We start from the raw sequence: 16448 nt of genomic DNA, 5'->3' as shown, positions 1-16448 counted from the left end.
AGCCAGTGGTATTGGCATACGCCAACACACTGGCCGACAACCCAAACAGTCCATCAGGTGCATCGGCAGTCCCATGCAAAATTTCGACAAAATCAGCCTATTCGGCATCATCATCGCGCTGGGCGCCATTATTGGCGGACAAGTGCTTGAGGGCGGGCATATCAGCTCGCTACTACAACTGACTGCATTCATGATCGTTATTGGCGGTACGGTAGGTGCCGTGATGTTGCAAAGCTCACCCAGCGTATTCATGAGCGGTCTACGCATGGCGAAGTGGATTTTTCTTCCGCCCTCCTATAATCCTCAGCTGTTACTCAAAATGATCATCGAATGGAGCCAGGCCAGCCGCAAAGGAGGATTGCTGGCACTGGAAGCACATATTTCCGCACAAAAAGACCCATTCATTCGCAAAGCCCTTCAAATGCTCGTCGATGGCGCAGAACCCGAGGCCATGCGACATGCAATGGAGCTGGATATCAATACCTATGAAGAACGAGCCCGCCGAAGTGCCAAAGTGTGGGAAGCAGCAGGCGGTTATGCCCCCACTATCGGTATTCTTGGTGCGGTCATGGGTTTGATTCATGTCATGGAAAATCTGTCTGACCCTTCCAAACTAGGTGCAGGTATTGCCGTGGCCTTTGTCGCTACCATCTATGGCGTGGGTTGTGCCAATTTGCTGTTCTTGCCGATTGCCAACAAGTTGAAAGTACACATTGAAAATCAGGTGATATTGAAGGAAATGCTGATCGACGGCTTGATCGCCATTGCCAATGGCGAAAATCCACGCTTGGTCGAGAACAAACTGGCAGGCTACATCGGCTGACTTCATCAGCCACCAACCTGATCCTCATTGGCAGCATACTCGCCGCCAAGTCTGCTTTCACATCAACACAACAGTTTTCCCAATTGCAACATTGATTTCGAAAAGTTGGTGGTGCTAGACTGACTTACAAATTTAACGGCGTTAAATATAAAAATAGCGATATAGAGGAGCCAACATGAGAACACCCCGCTTGGGCACTGCCCTTTGGGTGCTGGCCGCTTGTTGTCTGGCAAACCCAGCCTATGCCGATCTCACCACCCTGAACGATGACGAACTGGCCAGTATCAACGGCCAGGCCCTCATTGAAATCGTACAGACCGAATTTGCCCAGCGCCCCCTGCATTTTGTTGCAGACTTCAACCGAGATGGCTATCGCAATGAATGGCGCAATCTGTCCAACAGCATCAAAAGCCGTATCGACCCAGCCACCGGGCGTACCTTTGAAGATGGTTATGCCATTGATGGCTGGCCCACTGATGACTTCGGCAAGGAAATCACCGGCCCCATCCAGTTCACCAAAATGCGGTTCGGTGCTGATATCGACATTGATGTCGATATCAGCAAGATGTGGCTGGGCGGTTATGATCCCAACCACAAAGGCGGCTGGGACCTGAAGCAGGACAATATCGTGCTGACCGGCTGGCGCAATACCATTCTTGGTATCCCACACGGGGCCTACTACCCATTCCACCTTGGCAAACCCTATATCGAATTCGCTACCAAGAACGGCCCCACTGGCAAGGAAGTGCTGGGCATACGTATTGGCTTTGAAGAAATGGATGGCCTGTTCGGTATGAACTTCCGCATTGGTACCGGCCGCGGCTTTGTCACCTCCAGCGTATTGGGTGGGCTGGCCACTGCCACGGTCAACAACTATGGGCGACGAGCGGAGGGGGATCATGTATTGCTGCAGCTTCCACCCAACTTCCCAATTCCAACGGAAATATTGGACGCATTTCCGGGAGTTGAGGCCCACACAAGTGCAGATGGCCGCTTCAAATACATTGATGTCGCCGACAAAGGCCTGACACACACCGATGCCCTATGTGTTGGTCGCACACCCAAGTTGGGCGCATGTCAGGCATCCACCGAAACCACCAGTGATTTCTGGATTTCCTTTTCCAAGGTCAATACGCTGATGTACCCCGCTACCAATACCAAAGAAAACTTCCCAGCGCAAAAAGGGGTCTGGCTGAATCTGACTGACAATGTGCGTACTTATTCCGTAATCGGGTTGACAGGCATTTTTGCCTTGGCCAATACCGGCCCAGCCAATCTACGCAGCAAACGCTGGTGAGCTTTTGAAAGGCAGATGCGTGGGGGAGCAGTCAACGGAAAAAGCTTCTTCAGCCTGTCGGATACTGGCTGCCAGAATACATCCGTTGATCACGCAGATCCCGTGTTAAAACACACCTTGCAATGACAAAGTCCAGATCTGCGTATGGTTGTTTTCGTTCGGGGCGATCTGGGCGGCGCCAGGTTCGGCCAGCAAATACCCCTGTTCGCCAGCCCGGCGGCTGATGCGATCCCACTGCAATTTGATTGCCATTTGTTTCGGTAGATCGTAACGCACACCAAACGACAAGGTGCGCTGCTCACCAGCCACCGAACGAGCCATCAATTCGGCGACCTCGGCAGCCTGTTGGCTCAGCACCGTATTACCACTGAAGCCATTGTTACGCTTGTCGCCATATTCGCGGATTTCCCCATAACCTACATAAGGTGTCCATTGCCCGAAGCGATAACCTGCCATCACGCTGCCGGAAACAGATCGTTTCGGTAACGGCCGAAACTTACCACGAAATGCAAAGACCTCACTTCTCACCGTCCACCGACTATCTTGCCATTCCAACCCTAGGGCAAGTTGATCCAATCTGAAGTTTTTCTCATTGAATCGATGTGCCAACGCTTCGTTGCCTTCGGTACGGGCTGCATCCCGCAGGAAGGCAGACGTTTCAGCCAGCATCGGGTCATGCAGGCCGAAGCGTGTGGTACGCAGTGCTAGCCGGGCCGTGGCATTCTGCCGATTGATGGCCAGCGAGAAACCAATGCAGTCACGCAAGGTGCGTCGGAAATTGACCGAATGGTAGTCGGACTGCCCCGCCGAAGCCTGAAACTTGAACAGCCAATCCTGTACCGACAGATCGTGCTGTACCATGACACCATCCAGCTCGGATTTAGGTACATAGGCATAGGGCTCATGCGGCACCCGCACCATCAGGTTGGCATAATCGGTGTACATGGCCTCTTCCAGCATCAACAAGCCCTGAACCGTTCGCCCAAGCTTGACGGACCAATCAGTGTGAGGGCGATACTCAACGAAGGCCAGCCGGGTACGGATCACTGGGTCACGACTGGAACCCCGTCGCAACAACCACTGAGCCTTGGCGCTGAATTCCGGCGTCCAGCGTGCCCCCACCATCAACCCGAACTTGCTGTCCGGTCCCACATCGGGTGACTTCTGCTTGGCAGGCCGATCCTGATCACCATAAGGAATGTAGCGGTAGAACTCTCCCTCACGATTGGTACGTACCGCCGATATACTGTAATACCCGTTGATGGACCACTCCACTGGCAATGCCCCACCCTCGCCTTCCTCCGCTTGGGCAATCAGCGGAACAGAGGTCAGCAGAACAATCATGGCGAATTTGTTCATGTCGGTGGCACCTCCCTCATGGTACCCAGTAAACCACTTTAACCCGGTCACTGACCAACGTGCCATCGATATAGGCAACGCTACCGGGCCGTTCGACCACCCTCGCCAGCGCATCCTCCGAGCTACGCACCACCTTGGGCTGCAAGGCCATTCCCGAAAACAGCTGGCGTGCCCATTGTGACTTGACCTGCTGCACACTGAGGTTGGCGATCTTCAGATAGAACAATTCCCGCAGCGGGTCGGTATCTGCCAGATCAATCGGTTGCAACGCCTGGCCTGATGACCCCTGCGTCTTCCCCAGGAACAAGGCCGCCACCTGCGCTTCGTTCAACTTATGTAATGGGCTGGATGGGTTCACTACCACAGCGATACTGCCTTGGTGGCCAGGACGACTGGCATCGTCAACCAGTGTCCAGCGTTGCCGGAGCTCGGCCAACTTAGGCAGCTTGCGCAGCTGTAACAAGCCACGGTTGAGTGCGTCCAGCTTGGTTTGAGTATGCTTGCCTGCCCGGTTCATCACAACGACCAGGTTCAATCGGTCGACCGCCGGGTTGAGCACCTGATAGCGTCCAACATAATCTGGATACTTGGTATTGGCCAATTGACGCACAATGACCGGGTCTTCCAGAAACACATCGAAGCGCTTGTACATCAACTTGCGCAGGTTCAATTCAGCTTCGGAGACAAATTCAAATTCAATACTCGGAAATCGAAGTTCCAACCCCAAGCCGGCGATCGCCCCGATCGGGCGGCCTTCAAGGTCAGCCATGCTGCGATAATTGAGCATGGTATCGGTACGGGTAATGGCGTGCAGGCTGATGGTAATCAATGGTAACGAGCTGATCTGCTGCTCAAATCCGGGGTAATCACGTTCTATCCCGACAATGCCATCAATTTCTCCCGACAGCAGCATTGCACGACTTCGTCTTGGTGGAATGATCTGCAATCTGAATTGATAGCCGCTACCCCGCAATGCTTCAAGCAGCAGGTCTCGGTAGAAGCCGCGGACTTCGCCCTTGTCATCGAACGCATAAGGTGGTGTCGGTTCGGCACCCAGTACCAGTTCCTGCGGAAGCGTCTCCGCCCGCAACAGGCACGTCCATATGGTCAAAAGCAACCACAGCGCTCGCCGCATCAATGACCCTGCCTCGCGACTTTTATGGGCAACCCGCGTTCAGGCTTGGTGGTCAGCACGTCAGGTTTCCAAACCATCCAAGTCAGTTTGTTATCGCAGGAAATTACCGATCCGATTCATGCCGAGTCAGCTTTAGGCAATCTCAATGTCCTGACACATGCATGCATACAAACAGAAGAGCAGACCAACTGAAGCATAGATCAAGCGTTTTGTGGAAAATAAGATCGAAATTCCGCATTTAAGATAGCTAACCGCATGGCCACCTTACCAATAGTTGATGTGACACAGATCGCGAAATCCGATTAAATCCAACACCCAACCCTGATTTAGATACAGCGTAATCAACAAGGCAAGATGGGGTTAGCCCTGCCCCGACTTCTACCAAATCACGAAAGCCATCAGTGAAGGCAAGGTAAAAATCAACAGAAATATCGATATTTCTCCTGTCACAGCATAACCAACCTTGTTCACGCCAACCCACATATTGAAACTGGCTACTGCAAACCAGATCGGCACGAAAGTCAACAGGGAGCAGGACAGATGCCCGAGTTGCAGCCCGATCAGCACACTGAGCAGCAACATCGTGAATCCGCCACCCATGACCAGAAGTGTATGCACGATGTGAATGCCTTCTCAGATTTGGCGATCAAATAATACCGCCATTGACACGAATCACCTGACCATTCACCCATTCTCCTGCCGGGCTGGCCAAGAACGCGACCATATCTGCGATATCCTGCGGCTTGCCAAGTCGTTCCAATGGCGCGGTCTTGGTCAGACGTTCAATGGCTTCCGGTATCTTGCCATTGAAGAACAGCTCCGTTGATGTTGGCCCTGGTGCCACGACATTCACGCTGATCCGCCTGCCACGCAGCTCTTTCGCAAATACTCCTGACATGGCTTCCACAGCAGCCTTGGTTGCCGTATACACGCTGTAACCTGGCATCAACAACCCAACCAGGCTGGAGGAGAGATTGATGATCCGACCACCGTGGCACAAACGGGTACTCGCTTCGCGCAGTGTATTGAATGTACCTTTCAGGTTGATCGATACCAATTGATCAAATGTATCATCCCGCGTATCAGCCAATACTGGCAAAGTTGCAGGCACGATGCCGGCGTTGTTCACCAACACATCAACCGCCCCCCACTCGGATTCAATCACATCGAACATACCTTTGACCGCCTGGGTATTCGACACGTCTGCCCGCCAAGCCATGGCCTGGCCACCGGCTCGGACAATGTCATCAACGACCTGATTGGCATCCACCACTCGACCCGCGTAGTTGACCACCACCGCCAAACCATCTTCTGCAAGTTGCTTTGCGATTGCCGCGCCAATACCACGTGAACCGCCCGTTACCAACGCAATCCGCTTGTTTAACATCTTCATCCCCGCTTTTCCATTAACTACCCAGGGCACTAGGCTAGGTACCACACTTGATTTGATGGCGACATGCGGCCACCCTGCATTACAGACACATCGACTTACCTACCTGAGGTGGAAAAGAGTGTAGAGATGAGACTGGTTTTGATAATCTAGGTAGTGCTGGATAGACTTTTCAGGAATCGCGAACAATAAGGAAACATCGAAGGAAGACCCAGCAACAGAGCACGCATTTGGACAATCGTGCTACACAGGGATGACATCAAGGCAGCATTCAGCGAACAGCCTACAGCTCCCAACACCCTGTGTTTACGAAAATGCGATAACGACCGGACATGAGACCACTTCATGCAAGCCGGTATATTTTTCAATCGTCCATTCGTGCCCTTGGTGTAACATCTTGGTCAATCCGAACATTGCCCATTGCAATCATGACCCAAACCTTCAGCTTCGAATTCTTCCCACCCAAAACGCCGGAAGGCATCGAGAAACTTCGCAATACCCGTCGCCAATTGGCACAGTTCAGCCCAAATTTCTTTTCCGTCACATTCGGGGCTGGTGGTACCACCCAACAAGGCACGATCGATACGGTACTGGAGATCCAGTCAGAAGGGCATCAGGCGGCACCGCATCTATCTTGCATTGGCAGCACACGTGACAATATCCGTCAGTTGCTCAACTTATACCGGGATAACAATATCAAACGCATTGTCGCGCTTCGTGGCGACATCCCATCTGGCATGGTGGAAGTTGGTGAGTTCCGTTACGCCAATGAGCTGGTGGAATTCATCCGAGCCGAGCACGGTGACTGGTTCCACGTTGAAGTGGCTGCCTACCCTGAATACCATCCGCAAGCCCGTACAGCACTGGATGATCTGGATAATTTTGCCCGCAAGTGCAAAGCGGGTGCCAGTTCAGCAATCACACAATACTTCTTCAACCCGGACGCCTATTTTGCATTTGTCGACGAAGTGAAATTCCGTGGCGTGGATATCCCTATCGTGCCCGGCATCATGCCGATCAACAATTTCACGCAGATGGCACGTTTTTCCGACACGTGCGGTGCCGAGATCCCGCGCTGGTTACGCAATAAATTACAGGCGTATGGTGACGATGTGGCATCAATCCGCTCATTGGGGCTGGATGTGATTACCGATCTATGTGACCGCTTGCTGACTGCAGGCGCGCCAGGCCTGCACTTTTACACCTTGAATGGTGCAGGAGCAGTCTCAACCATCTGGCAACGCCTTGGGCTATAAGGAGGATATGATGGCTCAGTACAACGAATATGTGGAATACATGAAGGAACAACTGGCGCCCATGGGTGCGTTAACGTCTCGGTCCCTGTTTGGTGGTCATGGTATTTATCTGGATGGAACTTGCTTTGCGATCGTCGATGATGACGTCTTCTATGTCAAAGTGGATGACCATACCCGCCCTGATTTCGAAGAACACGGCCTGGGCCCGTTCACCTATTCGAAAAAGGACGGCAACACGGCCAGCATGTCCTACTACCCATTACCTGCCGAAATCCTGGACGACCGTGAACTACTGATCAACTGGTCACGTACCGCTTATGAAGTGGCCTTGCGTGCCAATGCCAAAAAGCGCAAATCCGCATAATCACCTTTCCAGTCGTTACAACAGTGGGCCATGCTGAATATGGCCCACTGTTTCTGGTGACACATTCTGGTGACACAATATAGCGTGACGCTTTTCCGCCATCAGCATTCCCCTTCGGGGACATCACCCACTCTGTCCCACCCACGGAATTCGAATGAAAGTCAATTCAGCCCCAAGGTCGAATAGGCTGGCACCAAGGTTTAGGCCTTGCAATATGATGTTACCGTTATTTCGATGACAGAATAGTTGGGGCAAAGATACCGTTTTGCATTACGAAGGTACCAACGCAACCCATACCATCGCATCAAGTCATGGACCGGGTAGCCTGACAGTAAGCCTGATACACGCGGTGTATTCTCGCAAGTTGTAGTGTCGTGAACAGGTATGAATAGCTGATTAATTCCCAAGCAGATACTCAATGGCGGCGCAACCAGATGTATCTTTCTTTAGCCCATCGCCTTCCCCCTGCACTTGCCCGGTCGTCACAATCGAATTTGATCGCGAAAGGCAGCAAGCCAACGCCCGTCATCGTGTGGATTCATCTAAAAGTGGTGACGCCACAAGTGAATCGTCAGGTAATAGGCTAAGCACTACCTGACAGTGCCCGACTCCGATCACATCAAGTGTCGACCACATCACTCCTATTCCGATTGCAATGTCACGCTCAGCTCAACCAACTTACCTTGTCGCAGCACGGTCAGGCGAATTCGCGCACCAATGTCGAAGTCATCCAGTCTTGCCGACATCTTGCTGACACTGTCTACCGGCGTTCCCTCAATTGCCGTGATGATGTCACCTGCTGTGATCGCACCCTGGCGGGACATGACGACTCCACGCAATCCGGCTCGTTCCGCTGCACTACCCGGCGCTACGCGCAAGATGACGACACCACTGACGTTCAGCATTCTGGTCAAGCGCTGATTCCAAGCCTCATCGATATGAATGCCAATGGCTGGGCGCAGAAATTTGCCATAACGAATAATCTGCGGAACAACTTTGTTGACCGTATCTACTGGCACGGCAAAACCAATGCCTGCATTGGCCCCGCTAGGGCTATAAATGGCGGTATTGATCCCAATCAGTCGCCCGGCAGAATCCAATAAGGGGCCACCGGAATTCCCTGGATTGATAGCGGCATCGGTCTGAATCAGGTTGTCGATGGTAGGGCCGCCATCATTGCTCAAGGTACGATTGAGTGCAGAGATGATGCCATTTGTCAGCGTCCAATCCAGACCAAATGGGTTCCCAATGGCGTAGACTTTCTGGCCCACCCGCAAATCCGAGCTGGTACCAATTGGCACCGGCTGCGGCCGTTTTTGCGCAACCGCAATCCGAAGTACAGCAATATCGTGACCAGGGCTGACACCAACCAAGCTGGCCCTATAATCACGGCCGTCTGCCAATTTGATGGTTGCTTCGCTGGCACCCTCAATGACATGAAAATTCGTCACCACGTGTCCAGCATCATCCCAGATAAAGCCTGAACCCGTACCACGCGGCACGGAAAAGACATTGCGAGACCAAAAATCCTGAAGTTGTTCCCGCGTGGTGATGAACACTACGGAAGCCCGTGATCGTTCGAACAGATCTATCGTCGCCTTTTCGTCAATCGCCAATTCACCACGCGGCGTCACCAATCGCGGCTTAGCGCCCGCCGGTGCAGCCAGTACCGCTGTACCCAGCGTCAACAATACAATCAGCATGGTACCCAACAACAGCTTCGTACTCGTAGAGACTGCCACCTTACTGGGGAACACATCTGGAATCCGCGACACGCATTTATCTCCTTGAACTTGAGTGCTAGAGGCAACAGCAATAACAGCTTGTAGTTAACAGACCTGTGACAACCCAGTAACACAATCTGTCATCTCGCGAAATCAGTCTTCAGATTGAAGGCCATGCACAGCATCACCGCTGCCTGGTCGATGAACATATTATCGAATTGGCCATATTCAAGTACGTTGGTGCAAAGATGAAATGACTGCGGATCAATTACTGCCAGGCCATGAATCAACCTGTTTCCAGTGTGGTATCCATTCCGGAAACACCACTTCGTTAAGAGAGTGGTTATCAGGTTGTTCAATCGAATTGATCAAAAACGAAAAAGCCGGGTCAGAAAGCTGATCCGGCTTTTTTGAATTCTGGTCGGGGTGAGAGGATTCGAACCTCCGGCCTCTACGTCCCGAACGTAGCGCTCTACCAGGCTAAGCTACACCCCGAACTGCTTTGATTATCTGCCAACTTCGCCGAAACCTTACGAACGGCGCTGAACAGCGAAGGAGGACAATTCTAGCAAAGCATCCTTGTATTGTGAAGAGGGCAGAACATTTAATTTTCCCGCCGCGGCCTCTGCTACAGCCCTTGCCCGACCATGTGCATAGTCCAAGGCACCGCAGGATTGCACCGCCTTCAGAATTGCCTGAAACTCGTCGCGACCGCCATGCTCGATCGCATGACGCACCAACGCCGATTGATCAGCATTGCCATGCAACATGGTATATATCAATGGCAAGGTAGGCTTACCTTCAGCCAGATCATCACCCAGATTCTTGCCGATTTCCTCTGCATCACCTTCGTAATCCAGCACATCATCGACAATCTGGAACGCCGTACCAAGCAACATGCCAAATTCAGCAATGGCCGCTTCCTGCTCTGTGGTCGCATTGCCCAGAATGGCACCCAAGCGAGTGGCTGCTTCAAACAGCTTGGCGGTCTTGAACTGAATGACTTGCATATAGTCTTCTTCAGCCACATCGGCGTTATGTACGTTCATCAACTGCAGCACTTCACCTTCTGCAATGATATTGGTCGCATCTGCCAGCACTTCCTGTACCCGCATACTGCCGACCTTGACCATCATCTGAAACGCGCGTGAATACAGAAAATCACCTACCAACACACTGGCCGCATTACCGAACAGGTTGTTGGCCGTCTTGCTGCCACGGCGCAAGTCTGACTCATCTACAACGTCGTCGTGCAACAAGGTGGCGGTATGGATGAATTCAACCACTGCAGCCAAATCAAAATGATGCGTGCCACGATATCCGAATGCACCGGCGGTCAGTAACACCAGCGATGGACGCAGGCGCTTTCCACCACTGTTAATAATGTATTCGGCAATCTGGCGAACCAAAACCACGTCAGAGAAAAGATTTCTACGAATGGCGTCGTCGACGGCGTGCATGTCGTCGGCAATCAGGGCGCGGACTTGTTCGATGGACACGGAGGCAAACCTGTATTTTGTAGATGTGAAATGCGCTGCCAGCCACAAGGCTGTAGGCGGCGTGCATCATATCAGAATTTGGTGATGTGCGGAAAATTTGACTGGCTTCAATCACTTAAAATATAATGCGCGATTCTCCGCCAAGTGGTGGGGAAAGCATTTATCAGTTAGGAGCCCCAGCATGTATGCGGTCATAAAAACCGGCGGCAAACAGTATAAAGTTTGCGTTGGCGAAAAACTCAAAGTAGAACAGATACCGGCAGACATCGACTCCCAGATCGTAATTGATCAGGTTTTGATGGTAGCCGATGGTGACAATATCGTTCTGGGCACGCCCATTGTGGCTGGCGCAGCGGTTAAGGCTACTGTCGTATCACACGGCCGTGGCGAAAAAGTTCGCATCTTCAAGATGCGCCGCCGTAAGCACTATCAGAAGCGTCAAGGTCATCGTCAGAACTTCACCGAACTGCGTATCGACGCAATCGAGAAGTAATCGAGGAGCGTGAAACATGGCACATAAGAAAGCAGGCGGTAGTTCACGTAACGGCCGCGACTCCCATTCCAAACGACTGGGTACCAAAGCATACGGTGGCGAGTTGATCCCCGCTGGTTCCATCATCATTCGTCAACGTGGCACCAAGTTCCACGCTGGTCTAAATGTTGGCATGGGCAAGGATCACACGTTGTTCGCGAAGGTCGACGGTACTGTTGAATTCGTAGTCAAGGGTGCGCAACAGCGCAAGCTGGTTAACATCGTTCCTTTCGAGCACGCTGAAGAGCTGGCATAAGGCACACACTGACTGGCAAAAGCCCTATCTCAACGATAGGGCTTTTTCATTTTTGGACACAGGGCAATGCATCGTGACCTCTTCACAGACGGCCACCAGTTGCAGGCCTGTGACAAAGCATCCATAGGTTGCAAACCACTTGGGATTCCAAGCCAGATAAACAATTGGTACTGATCACACATTGCCAGGGGTGAACATGTCTTTTACCATTCGCATGGCAAATCATGCAGATGCCGAACAGATTGCGCCGTTATTCGATGCCTACCGCCAGTTTTATGGTAAAGCAAGCGACCTTGAGCTAAGCCACCACTATATCGCGGAACGACTGGTCAATCAGGAATCCGTCATCTTGCTGGCAGAGTATGTAGGTGAAGCTGTGGGCTTTGCACAGCTCTACCCGACTTTTTCATCACTGGCTGCAACTCGGTATTTCGTGTTGTACGATTTATATGTTGCCCCAACATGCAGACGTATGGGCATGGCCCGTACATTGCTGACTGCGGCAGCTGATGTTGGACGCCAACAAGGTGCTGCCCGCCTGTCCCTTTCCACCGCGACAACCAATCACAATGCCCAGGCATTGTACGAGTCGCTCGGCTGGGTGAGAGATCGCGAATTTTATTACTATGACCTGCCTTTGGTGAATTAACCCGGCAGGATAGCTTGGCCGGAAGCATTGACATTCCGGATCAGGCTGACGAATCCAACGAAAGGCGGCAAGACGCCATGAAATTCATTGACGAAGCCAAAATTGAAGTAGCAGGCGGTAAAGGCGGAAACGGTTCCGCCAGTATGCGCCGTGAGAAATTCGTACCCCGTGGAGGCCCGGATGGTGGCGACGGAGGCCGTGGTGGTAGCGTAATTGCCATCGCCGACATTAACATCAACACGCTGGTCGACTACCGTTTTGTCAAACGCTATCAGGGCCGCAATGGGGAAAACGGTCGCGGTGCCGACTGTTATGGTAAAGGTGCCGATGACATTACCCTGCGCATGCCGGTTGGCACATTGATTACGGATGCCATCACGGGTGAAGTTGTTGCAGACCTGACACACGATGGCCAGGAAGCCATCTTGGCCAAAGGTGGTAAAGGTGGATTGGGCAATATCCATTTCAAATCCTCTACCAATCGGGCACCACGCCAATTCACCCACGGTGAGGAAGGTGAGCGTCGCGAGCTGAAGCTGGAGCTCAAAGTATTGGCCGATGTAGGCCTGCTGGGTATGCCAAATGCTGGTAAATCCACGTTCATCCGCGCAGTATCTGCCGCCCGTCCTAAGGTGGCAGACTATCCATTCACCACATTACATCCCAACTTGGGCGTGGTGCGTGTTGATCATAATCACAGCTTTGTCATTGCAGATATTCCAGGATTGATTGAAGGCGCTGCCGAAGGTGCCGGCCTGGGCCATCGCTTTTTGAAGCATTTGCAACGCACAGGCGTCTTGCTGCATTTGGTTGATTTGGCACCTTTTGATGAAGCAGTCGATCCAGTTCAGGAAGCCAAGGCGATCGTTGAAGAGTTGCGCAAATACGATGAGGAACTGTACCGCAAACCGCGTTGGTTGGTGTTGAACAAGTTGGACATGGTAGCTGACGAAGAACGCCAGCAACGCATTGAAGATTTCCTGCAACGTTACGGCTGGCAAGCCGGCAACCCACTGGCAGATTTCGATCCCTATGAGCCTCGTTACTTTGTTATTTCAGGATTGACGGGCGAAGGTTGCCAGTTGCTATGCCAGTCCATCATGGAATACCTTGTCAACTTGCGTGTCATGAAGGCACGCGAGGAGGCAGACCGCCAAGAAGCCGAAGCACGTGCCCGAGTTGCTGAACTGAACGATATGGCCCCGATCACCACACCCACCCCGTCGGAAGGTGCGGATGCCTGACTTGGCATCGACAGTGGCGATTCGTACTGCCAGCATGGCCGAGGCACCTGCCATGCTGGCACTCTATCGAGCACTACAGGCCTATCACGAGCAAGCTGTACCGCATCTCAGTGAGATCGACCCAGGGCCTAAAACCCTGGCAGAGATCGATGCCCTGCTCAACAAGCAGGGTACACTTTGCTATATCGCGCTAAGTCAAGAAAATGTCATTGCGATGCTGGCTGGCCGCATTGAGCCGTCCAACTCACCATTCCTGCAGCCGCATCTCATTTTTTGCATTCATTCTGTCATCGTGGCAGCTTCGGCCCGTGGCCAGGGGATTGGACGCCAGTTGATTGAACGGGCAATCGAACAGGCCAAAGCAAAGGGTGCGCAAGCTGTCGAATTGTCCGTGTTTGCATTCAATCAGCCAGCCCAAGCACTGTATGAATCCATGGGATTCGAATCCTGGATCACTCGACTACGGCAAAAACTATGAGTGCCCTTGCCGAAATGTGATCATCGACACGCCCTGATACAATCCCACCATGCAAGATAACCCTCTCGCCGATTTCTTCAGACCTGGCGTCGAACTAGCCGATCTCCCTGCCCTCTTCCCATTGCTCCGTGCTCGCGAAGCATTGAATGCCTTTATCACACTGTTTCGTGGCGGTGATGATGAGGTACTGATCCGACTGATGATCTTGCGTGAAATCGGCGCTCGTGCCGACGCACCACGCTGGAGCCCACAGGAGCTCAAGGCAACCTTTGCCTATCTGGATGCCACCAAACTCAACACCGTGCTACACCGTTTGCGGGATAACGAATTGTTGGTGTGGGATAACGACGAATCGGTCTACCAGATCAGCACGGCTGGGCGGATGGCATTGGCAGCTATCGCCACCTTGCTGGGATTCTCCGATGATGAAGACGCCGAATTAGGATTCATCACCGCACAGGTTGCCGCTGGGCAAGCTGTGGGCAAACTGTCGGTTGAAGCGCTGCAGCATTTGCTGGGGCGACTGAATGAGTTACAGGCAGAATTTGAACAAGCCGTCCTGTCAGCGTCAGAATTTGTTATTCGAGCCGCCCAAAAAAAGCTCGATTCTGTCTGGCACTGGGTAGAAAAAGGCACCGACATCATCCGCGTCATCACTGCAGATGAAGAACTGGATGGCCCGACCCATCGTGTCGCACAAGCTATCGGACAGGCACAGAGCCGAATGTTGCGAATGACTGCGGTCTTTCAACGCACCTTGAACAGCATTCAGGCCCAGCGAGTGCATCTGGGCGAGTCCGGCCTGACGTCCACCGATATCGCTGACTGGTTGCGTCGACAAGGCGTGCAAGCCACCCCGCTGCTGAATGGCTGCCTACATGCTCACCCGGAGCCTGCCTTCGTCACTGAAAGCGAAATGCTGGATATTGCCGAATACGAGCTGCTGGAGCGTGAACGCGAACAGTCTCGCGAGGCCGTCATTCCATCCGCCCTGGATGCCCCTACCACCGATCATGTCGAAGTGGAACGTCTGTTATTCGCTGAAACATTCCGGGACAGCCTGGGCGACATCAAGGCGCCACAACCCGTTGCAGATATCGTGTTGGGCGACAACTATGCGCAAACAGCCTACCGGCTTTCGCTGCTGGCATTGTTGAATGACCCCGAGTCCCAAGCCTTGAATGGTCCGGTAGCGGATATTGCGCGACTCCCACTGCATCTGGACATCAGTGCTGAGCTGGCACCAGTCAATCGCAATGGCGTTGCGCAAATCAGCAGTGGCAAAGTCAAACCCCGGAAAACCCGTTGATGTTGTACTTCCGCCGCGCCGCTGCATCCGATGCCGAAAGCCTCACCGACTTGTATCGTCAATTGGTCTCCGATGATCGCATTCGCGTCCTACCGTCACGGCTCGCATGGCTGGCCCTGCAACTGGACAATGAGCTGCTGCTGGCCATTCACCATGATCAGATAGCAGCCACAGCCCATGTCCACTATTGTGCAGATGCAATGTATGGCGAACAACCTTATGCTGTTGTCGAGAGCATCGTAGTTGATCAGGTGCATCGACGATTGGGTATCGGACAACGGCTGATACAAGAGATCGAAGCACGCTGCGTGGCAAGAGACTGTTCAAAGATCATGCTGATGAGCAGTGCTGCACGCCATGCTGCACATCGGCTATTTCAAATCAGTGGCTTCAACCCTGAAGGTAAATACGCATTTGTGAAATATCGCCGTCATTTCAGATTGGCGATGTAACTGAGTTCCGAGATATGGATAACGAACTGCAAACTTTGATCGCACGGCTACTGGCACATCGCTATATCGATCGCAACGATAAGCTGGCCCGCCGTGCGCTGACTGACGAAGCTTTCCGACAATTGCTGGATGAACGCTTGCAAGCTTGTGGCTTGGTACTACTGGAAAACCCCTATTCGGAATACATTGCCGTCGGCATCAAGCCCGAGGTCGAAGAATCGGTTTTTGGTGCCCATGACGCATGGCTATCCAACAACATCAGTTTGCCGCGCGATGGCATTGCATTGTTGGTCATCATCTGGGCGCTGATCATTCTACCCAAGCGGGAGCGACAGATTGCCCGCCGTGAAAAAGAACAGGCAGCGCAATCAGACATGTTCTCAGAAGCCAAGCCATTGCCCGCTGCAGAAGATGTCTCCAGCGGTATTCCCGAAACCGCGTTGTATGCAGATTTTGGCGAACAACTTGGTGGTCGGATGCGTTTCAGCACCAACCTGGGTGTACTCTCCAAACTGGGGTTCATCACCCGCCGTAACAAAGTGATTTATGAAGGGCCAATGTTGGATTTGCTGATCGATTACTCGAAACTGGCACCACGAATCATTGAAGGTGCGCTAGGCGATGTAGTGAAACGCATGCGCGAACGCCCGGACAGTCAAGTCTCACTACTGTGAACATCCT

At 52.6% G+C, this 16448-nt stretch carries 18 protein-coding genes and 1 tRNA gene; 12 read left to right on the top strand and 7 right to left on the bottom strand.

The genetic code is table 11. The features are described from left to right. Positions 1-73: 73 nt before the first annotated feature. Together FFS57_RS01020 and FFS57_RS01015 are read left to right on the top strand one after the other, a co-directional pair. Positions 74-823 carry a flagellar motor protein gene (locus FFS57_RS01020; RefSeq protein WP_137935875.1) on the top strand — a complete coding sequence of 250 codons (750 nt, stop codon included), beginning with the start codon at positions 74-76 and terminating at the stop codon, positions 821-823. A 175-nt stretch (positions 824-998) separates the two neighbouring features. Continuing rightward, complete coding sequence (locus FFS57_RS01015) at positions 999-2120, top strand: hypothetical protein (protein WP_137935874.1); 1122 nt, start codon at positions 999-1001, stop codon at positions 2118-2120. Between the two features lie 105 nt (positions 2121-2225). Here the strand turns inward: FFS57_RS01015 and FFS57_RS01010 are convergent, their stop codons facing one another. The 4 genes from FFS57_RS01010 to FFS57_RS00995 form a co-directional block, all read right to left on the bottom strand. Next, on the bottom strand, positions 2226-3479 hold the full coding sequence (locus FFS57_RS01010) for a hypothetical protein (RefSeq protein WP_137935873.1): 1254 nt from the start codon (positions 3477-3479) through the stop codon (positions 2226-2228). Between the two features lie 16 nt (positions 3480-3495). Continuing rightward, positions 3496-4614 (bottom strand): substrate-binding periplasmic protein, encoded by a 1119-nt coding sequence (locus FFS57_RS01005; RefSeq protein ID WP_137935872.1) that lies wholly within the window; start codon positions 4612-4614, stop codon positions 3496-3498. Positions 4615-4992: 378 nt separating this feature from the next. Continuing rightward, a complete protein-coding gene (locus FFS57_RS01000) occupies positions 4993-5232 on the bottom strand; it encodes a hypothetical protein (protein ID WP_137935871.1) in 240 nt (79 codons plus the stop codon). 28 nt (positions 5233-5260) lie between these two features. Continuing rightward, entirely contained in the window at positions 5261-6001 is a 741-nt protein-coding gene (locus FFS57_RS00995) for an SDR family oxidoreductase (RefSeq protein ID WP_137935969.1), read from the bottom strand. 431 nt (positions 6002-6432) lie between these two features. Between FFS57_RS00995 and metF the strand changes: the two genes are divergently transcribed. Both metF and FFS57_RS00985 read left to right on the top strand, forming a co-directional pair. After that, a complete protein-coding gene (gene metF, locus FFS57_RS00990; RefSeq protein WP_502705886.1) occupies positions 6433-7260 on the top strand; it encodes a methylenetetrahydrofolate reductase [NAD(P)H] in 828 nt (275 codons plus the stop codon). Positions 7261-7267: 7 nt separating this feature from the next. Beyond that, positions 7268-7624 (top strand): TfoX/Sxy family protein, encoded by a 357-nt coding sequence (locus tag FFS57_RS00985; RefSeq protein ID WP_171013482.1) that lies wholly within the window; start codon positions 7268-7270, stop codon positions 7622-7624. 641 nt (positions 7625-8265) lie between these two features. On the opposite strand, the gene FFS57_RS00980 is transcribed toward FFS57_RS00985, so the two are convergent. The 3 genes from FFS57_RS00980 to ispB all read right to left on the bottom strand — a co-directional run bounded on the left by FFS57_RS00980 (position 8266) and on the right by ispB (position 10847). Continuing rightward, positions 8266-9327 (bottom strand): trypsin-like peptidase domain-containing protein, encoded by a 1062-nt coding sequence (locus FFS57_RS00980; RefSeq protein WP_137935967.1) that lies wholly within the window; start codon positions 9325-9327, stop codon positions 8266-8268. 439 nt (positions 9328-9766) lie between these two features. Then, a tRNA-Pro gene (locus FFS57_RS00975) sits at positions 9767-9843 on the bottom strand. Between the two features lie 35 nt (positions 9844-9878). Beyond that, a complete protein-coding gene (gene ispB / locus FFS57_RS00970) occupies positions 9879-10847 on the bottom strand; it encodes an octaprenyl diphosphate synthase (protein WP_137935869.1) in 969 nt (322 codons plus the stop codon). A 181-nt stretch (positions 10848-11028) separates the two neighbouring features. Between ispB and rplU the strand changes: the two genes are divergently transcribed. From rplU to FFS57_RS00930, 8 genes are all read left to right on the top strand, one after another. After that, positions 11029-11340 (top strand): 50S ribosomal protein L21, encoded by a 312-nt coding sequence (rplU, locus tag FFS57_RS00965; RefSeq protein ID WP_137935868.1) that lies wholly within the window; start codon positions 11029-11031, stop codon positions 11338-11340. 16 nt (positions 11341-11356) lie between these two features. Continuing rightward, complete coding sequence (gene rpmA / locus FFS57_RS00960; RefSeq protein ID WP_137935867.1) at positions 11357-11635, top strand: 50S ribosomal protein L27; 279 nt, start codon at positions 11357-11359, stop codon at positions 11633-11635. A 196-nt stretch (positions 11636-11831) separates the two neighbouring features. Continuing rightward, on the top strand, positions 11832-12284 hold the full coding sequence (locus tag FFS57_RS00955) for a GNAT family N-acetyltransferase (protein ID WP_137935866.1): 453 nt from the start codon (positions 11832-11834) through the stop codon (positions 12282-12284). A 77-nt stretch (positions 12285-12361) separates the two neighbouring features. Beyond that, complete coding sequence (gene obgE / locus FFS57_RS00950) at positions 12362-13528, top strand: GTPase ObgE (RefSeq protein ID WP_137935966.1); 1167 nt, start codon at positions 12362-12364, stop codon at positions 13526-13528. Next, positions 13521-14006, top strand: a complete 486-nt coding sequence (locus tag FFS57_RS00945) for a GNAT family N-acetyltransferase (protein WP_137935865.1) — start codon at positions 13521-13523, stop codon at positions 14004-14006. Before obgE ends, FFS57_RS00945 begins: the two co-directional genes overlap by 8 nt. Before the next feature lie 49 nt (positions 14007-14055). After that, positions 14056-15315: a hypothetical protein gene (locus FFS57_RS00940; RefSeq protein WP_137935864.1), complete on the top strand. Its 1260-nt coding sequence runs from the start codon at positions 14056-14058 to the stop codon at positions 15313-15315. Further along, complete coding sequence (locus FFS57_RS00935) at positions 15315-15767, top strand: GNAT family N-acetyltransferase (protein ID WP_137935863.1); 453 nt, start codon at positions 15315-15317, stop codon at positions 15765-15767. The genes FFS57_RS00940 and FFS57_RS00935 overlap by 1 nt, the downstream gene beginning before the upstream one ends. A gap of 14 nt (positions 15768-15781) precedes the next feature. Further along, positions 15782-16441, top strand: coding sequence for a hypothetical protein (locus tag FFS57_RS00930; RefSeq protein WP_137935862.1), 660 nt, complete (start codon positions 15782-15784; stop codon positions 16439-16441). Positions 16442-16448 lie beyond the last annotated feature (7 nt).

The sequence above is a fragment of the Chitinivorax sp. B genome, assembly GCF_005503445.1.
Lineage (GTDB): Bacteria > Pseudomonadota > Gammaproteobacteria > Burkholderiales > SCOH01 > Chitinivorax.
Note: the sequence above shows the minus strand (reverse complement) of the source record. Positions and strands in the feature narration are given on the sequence as shown.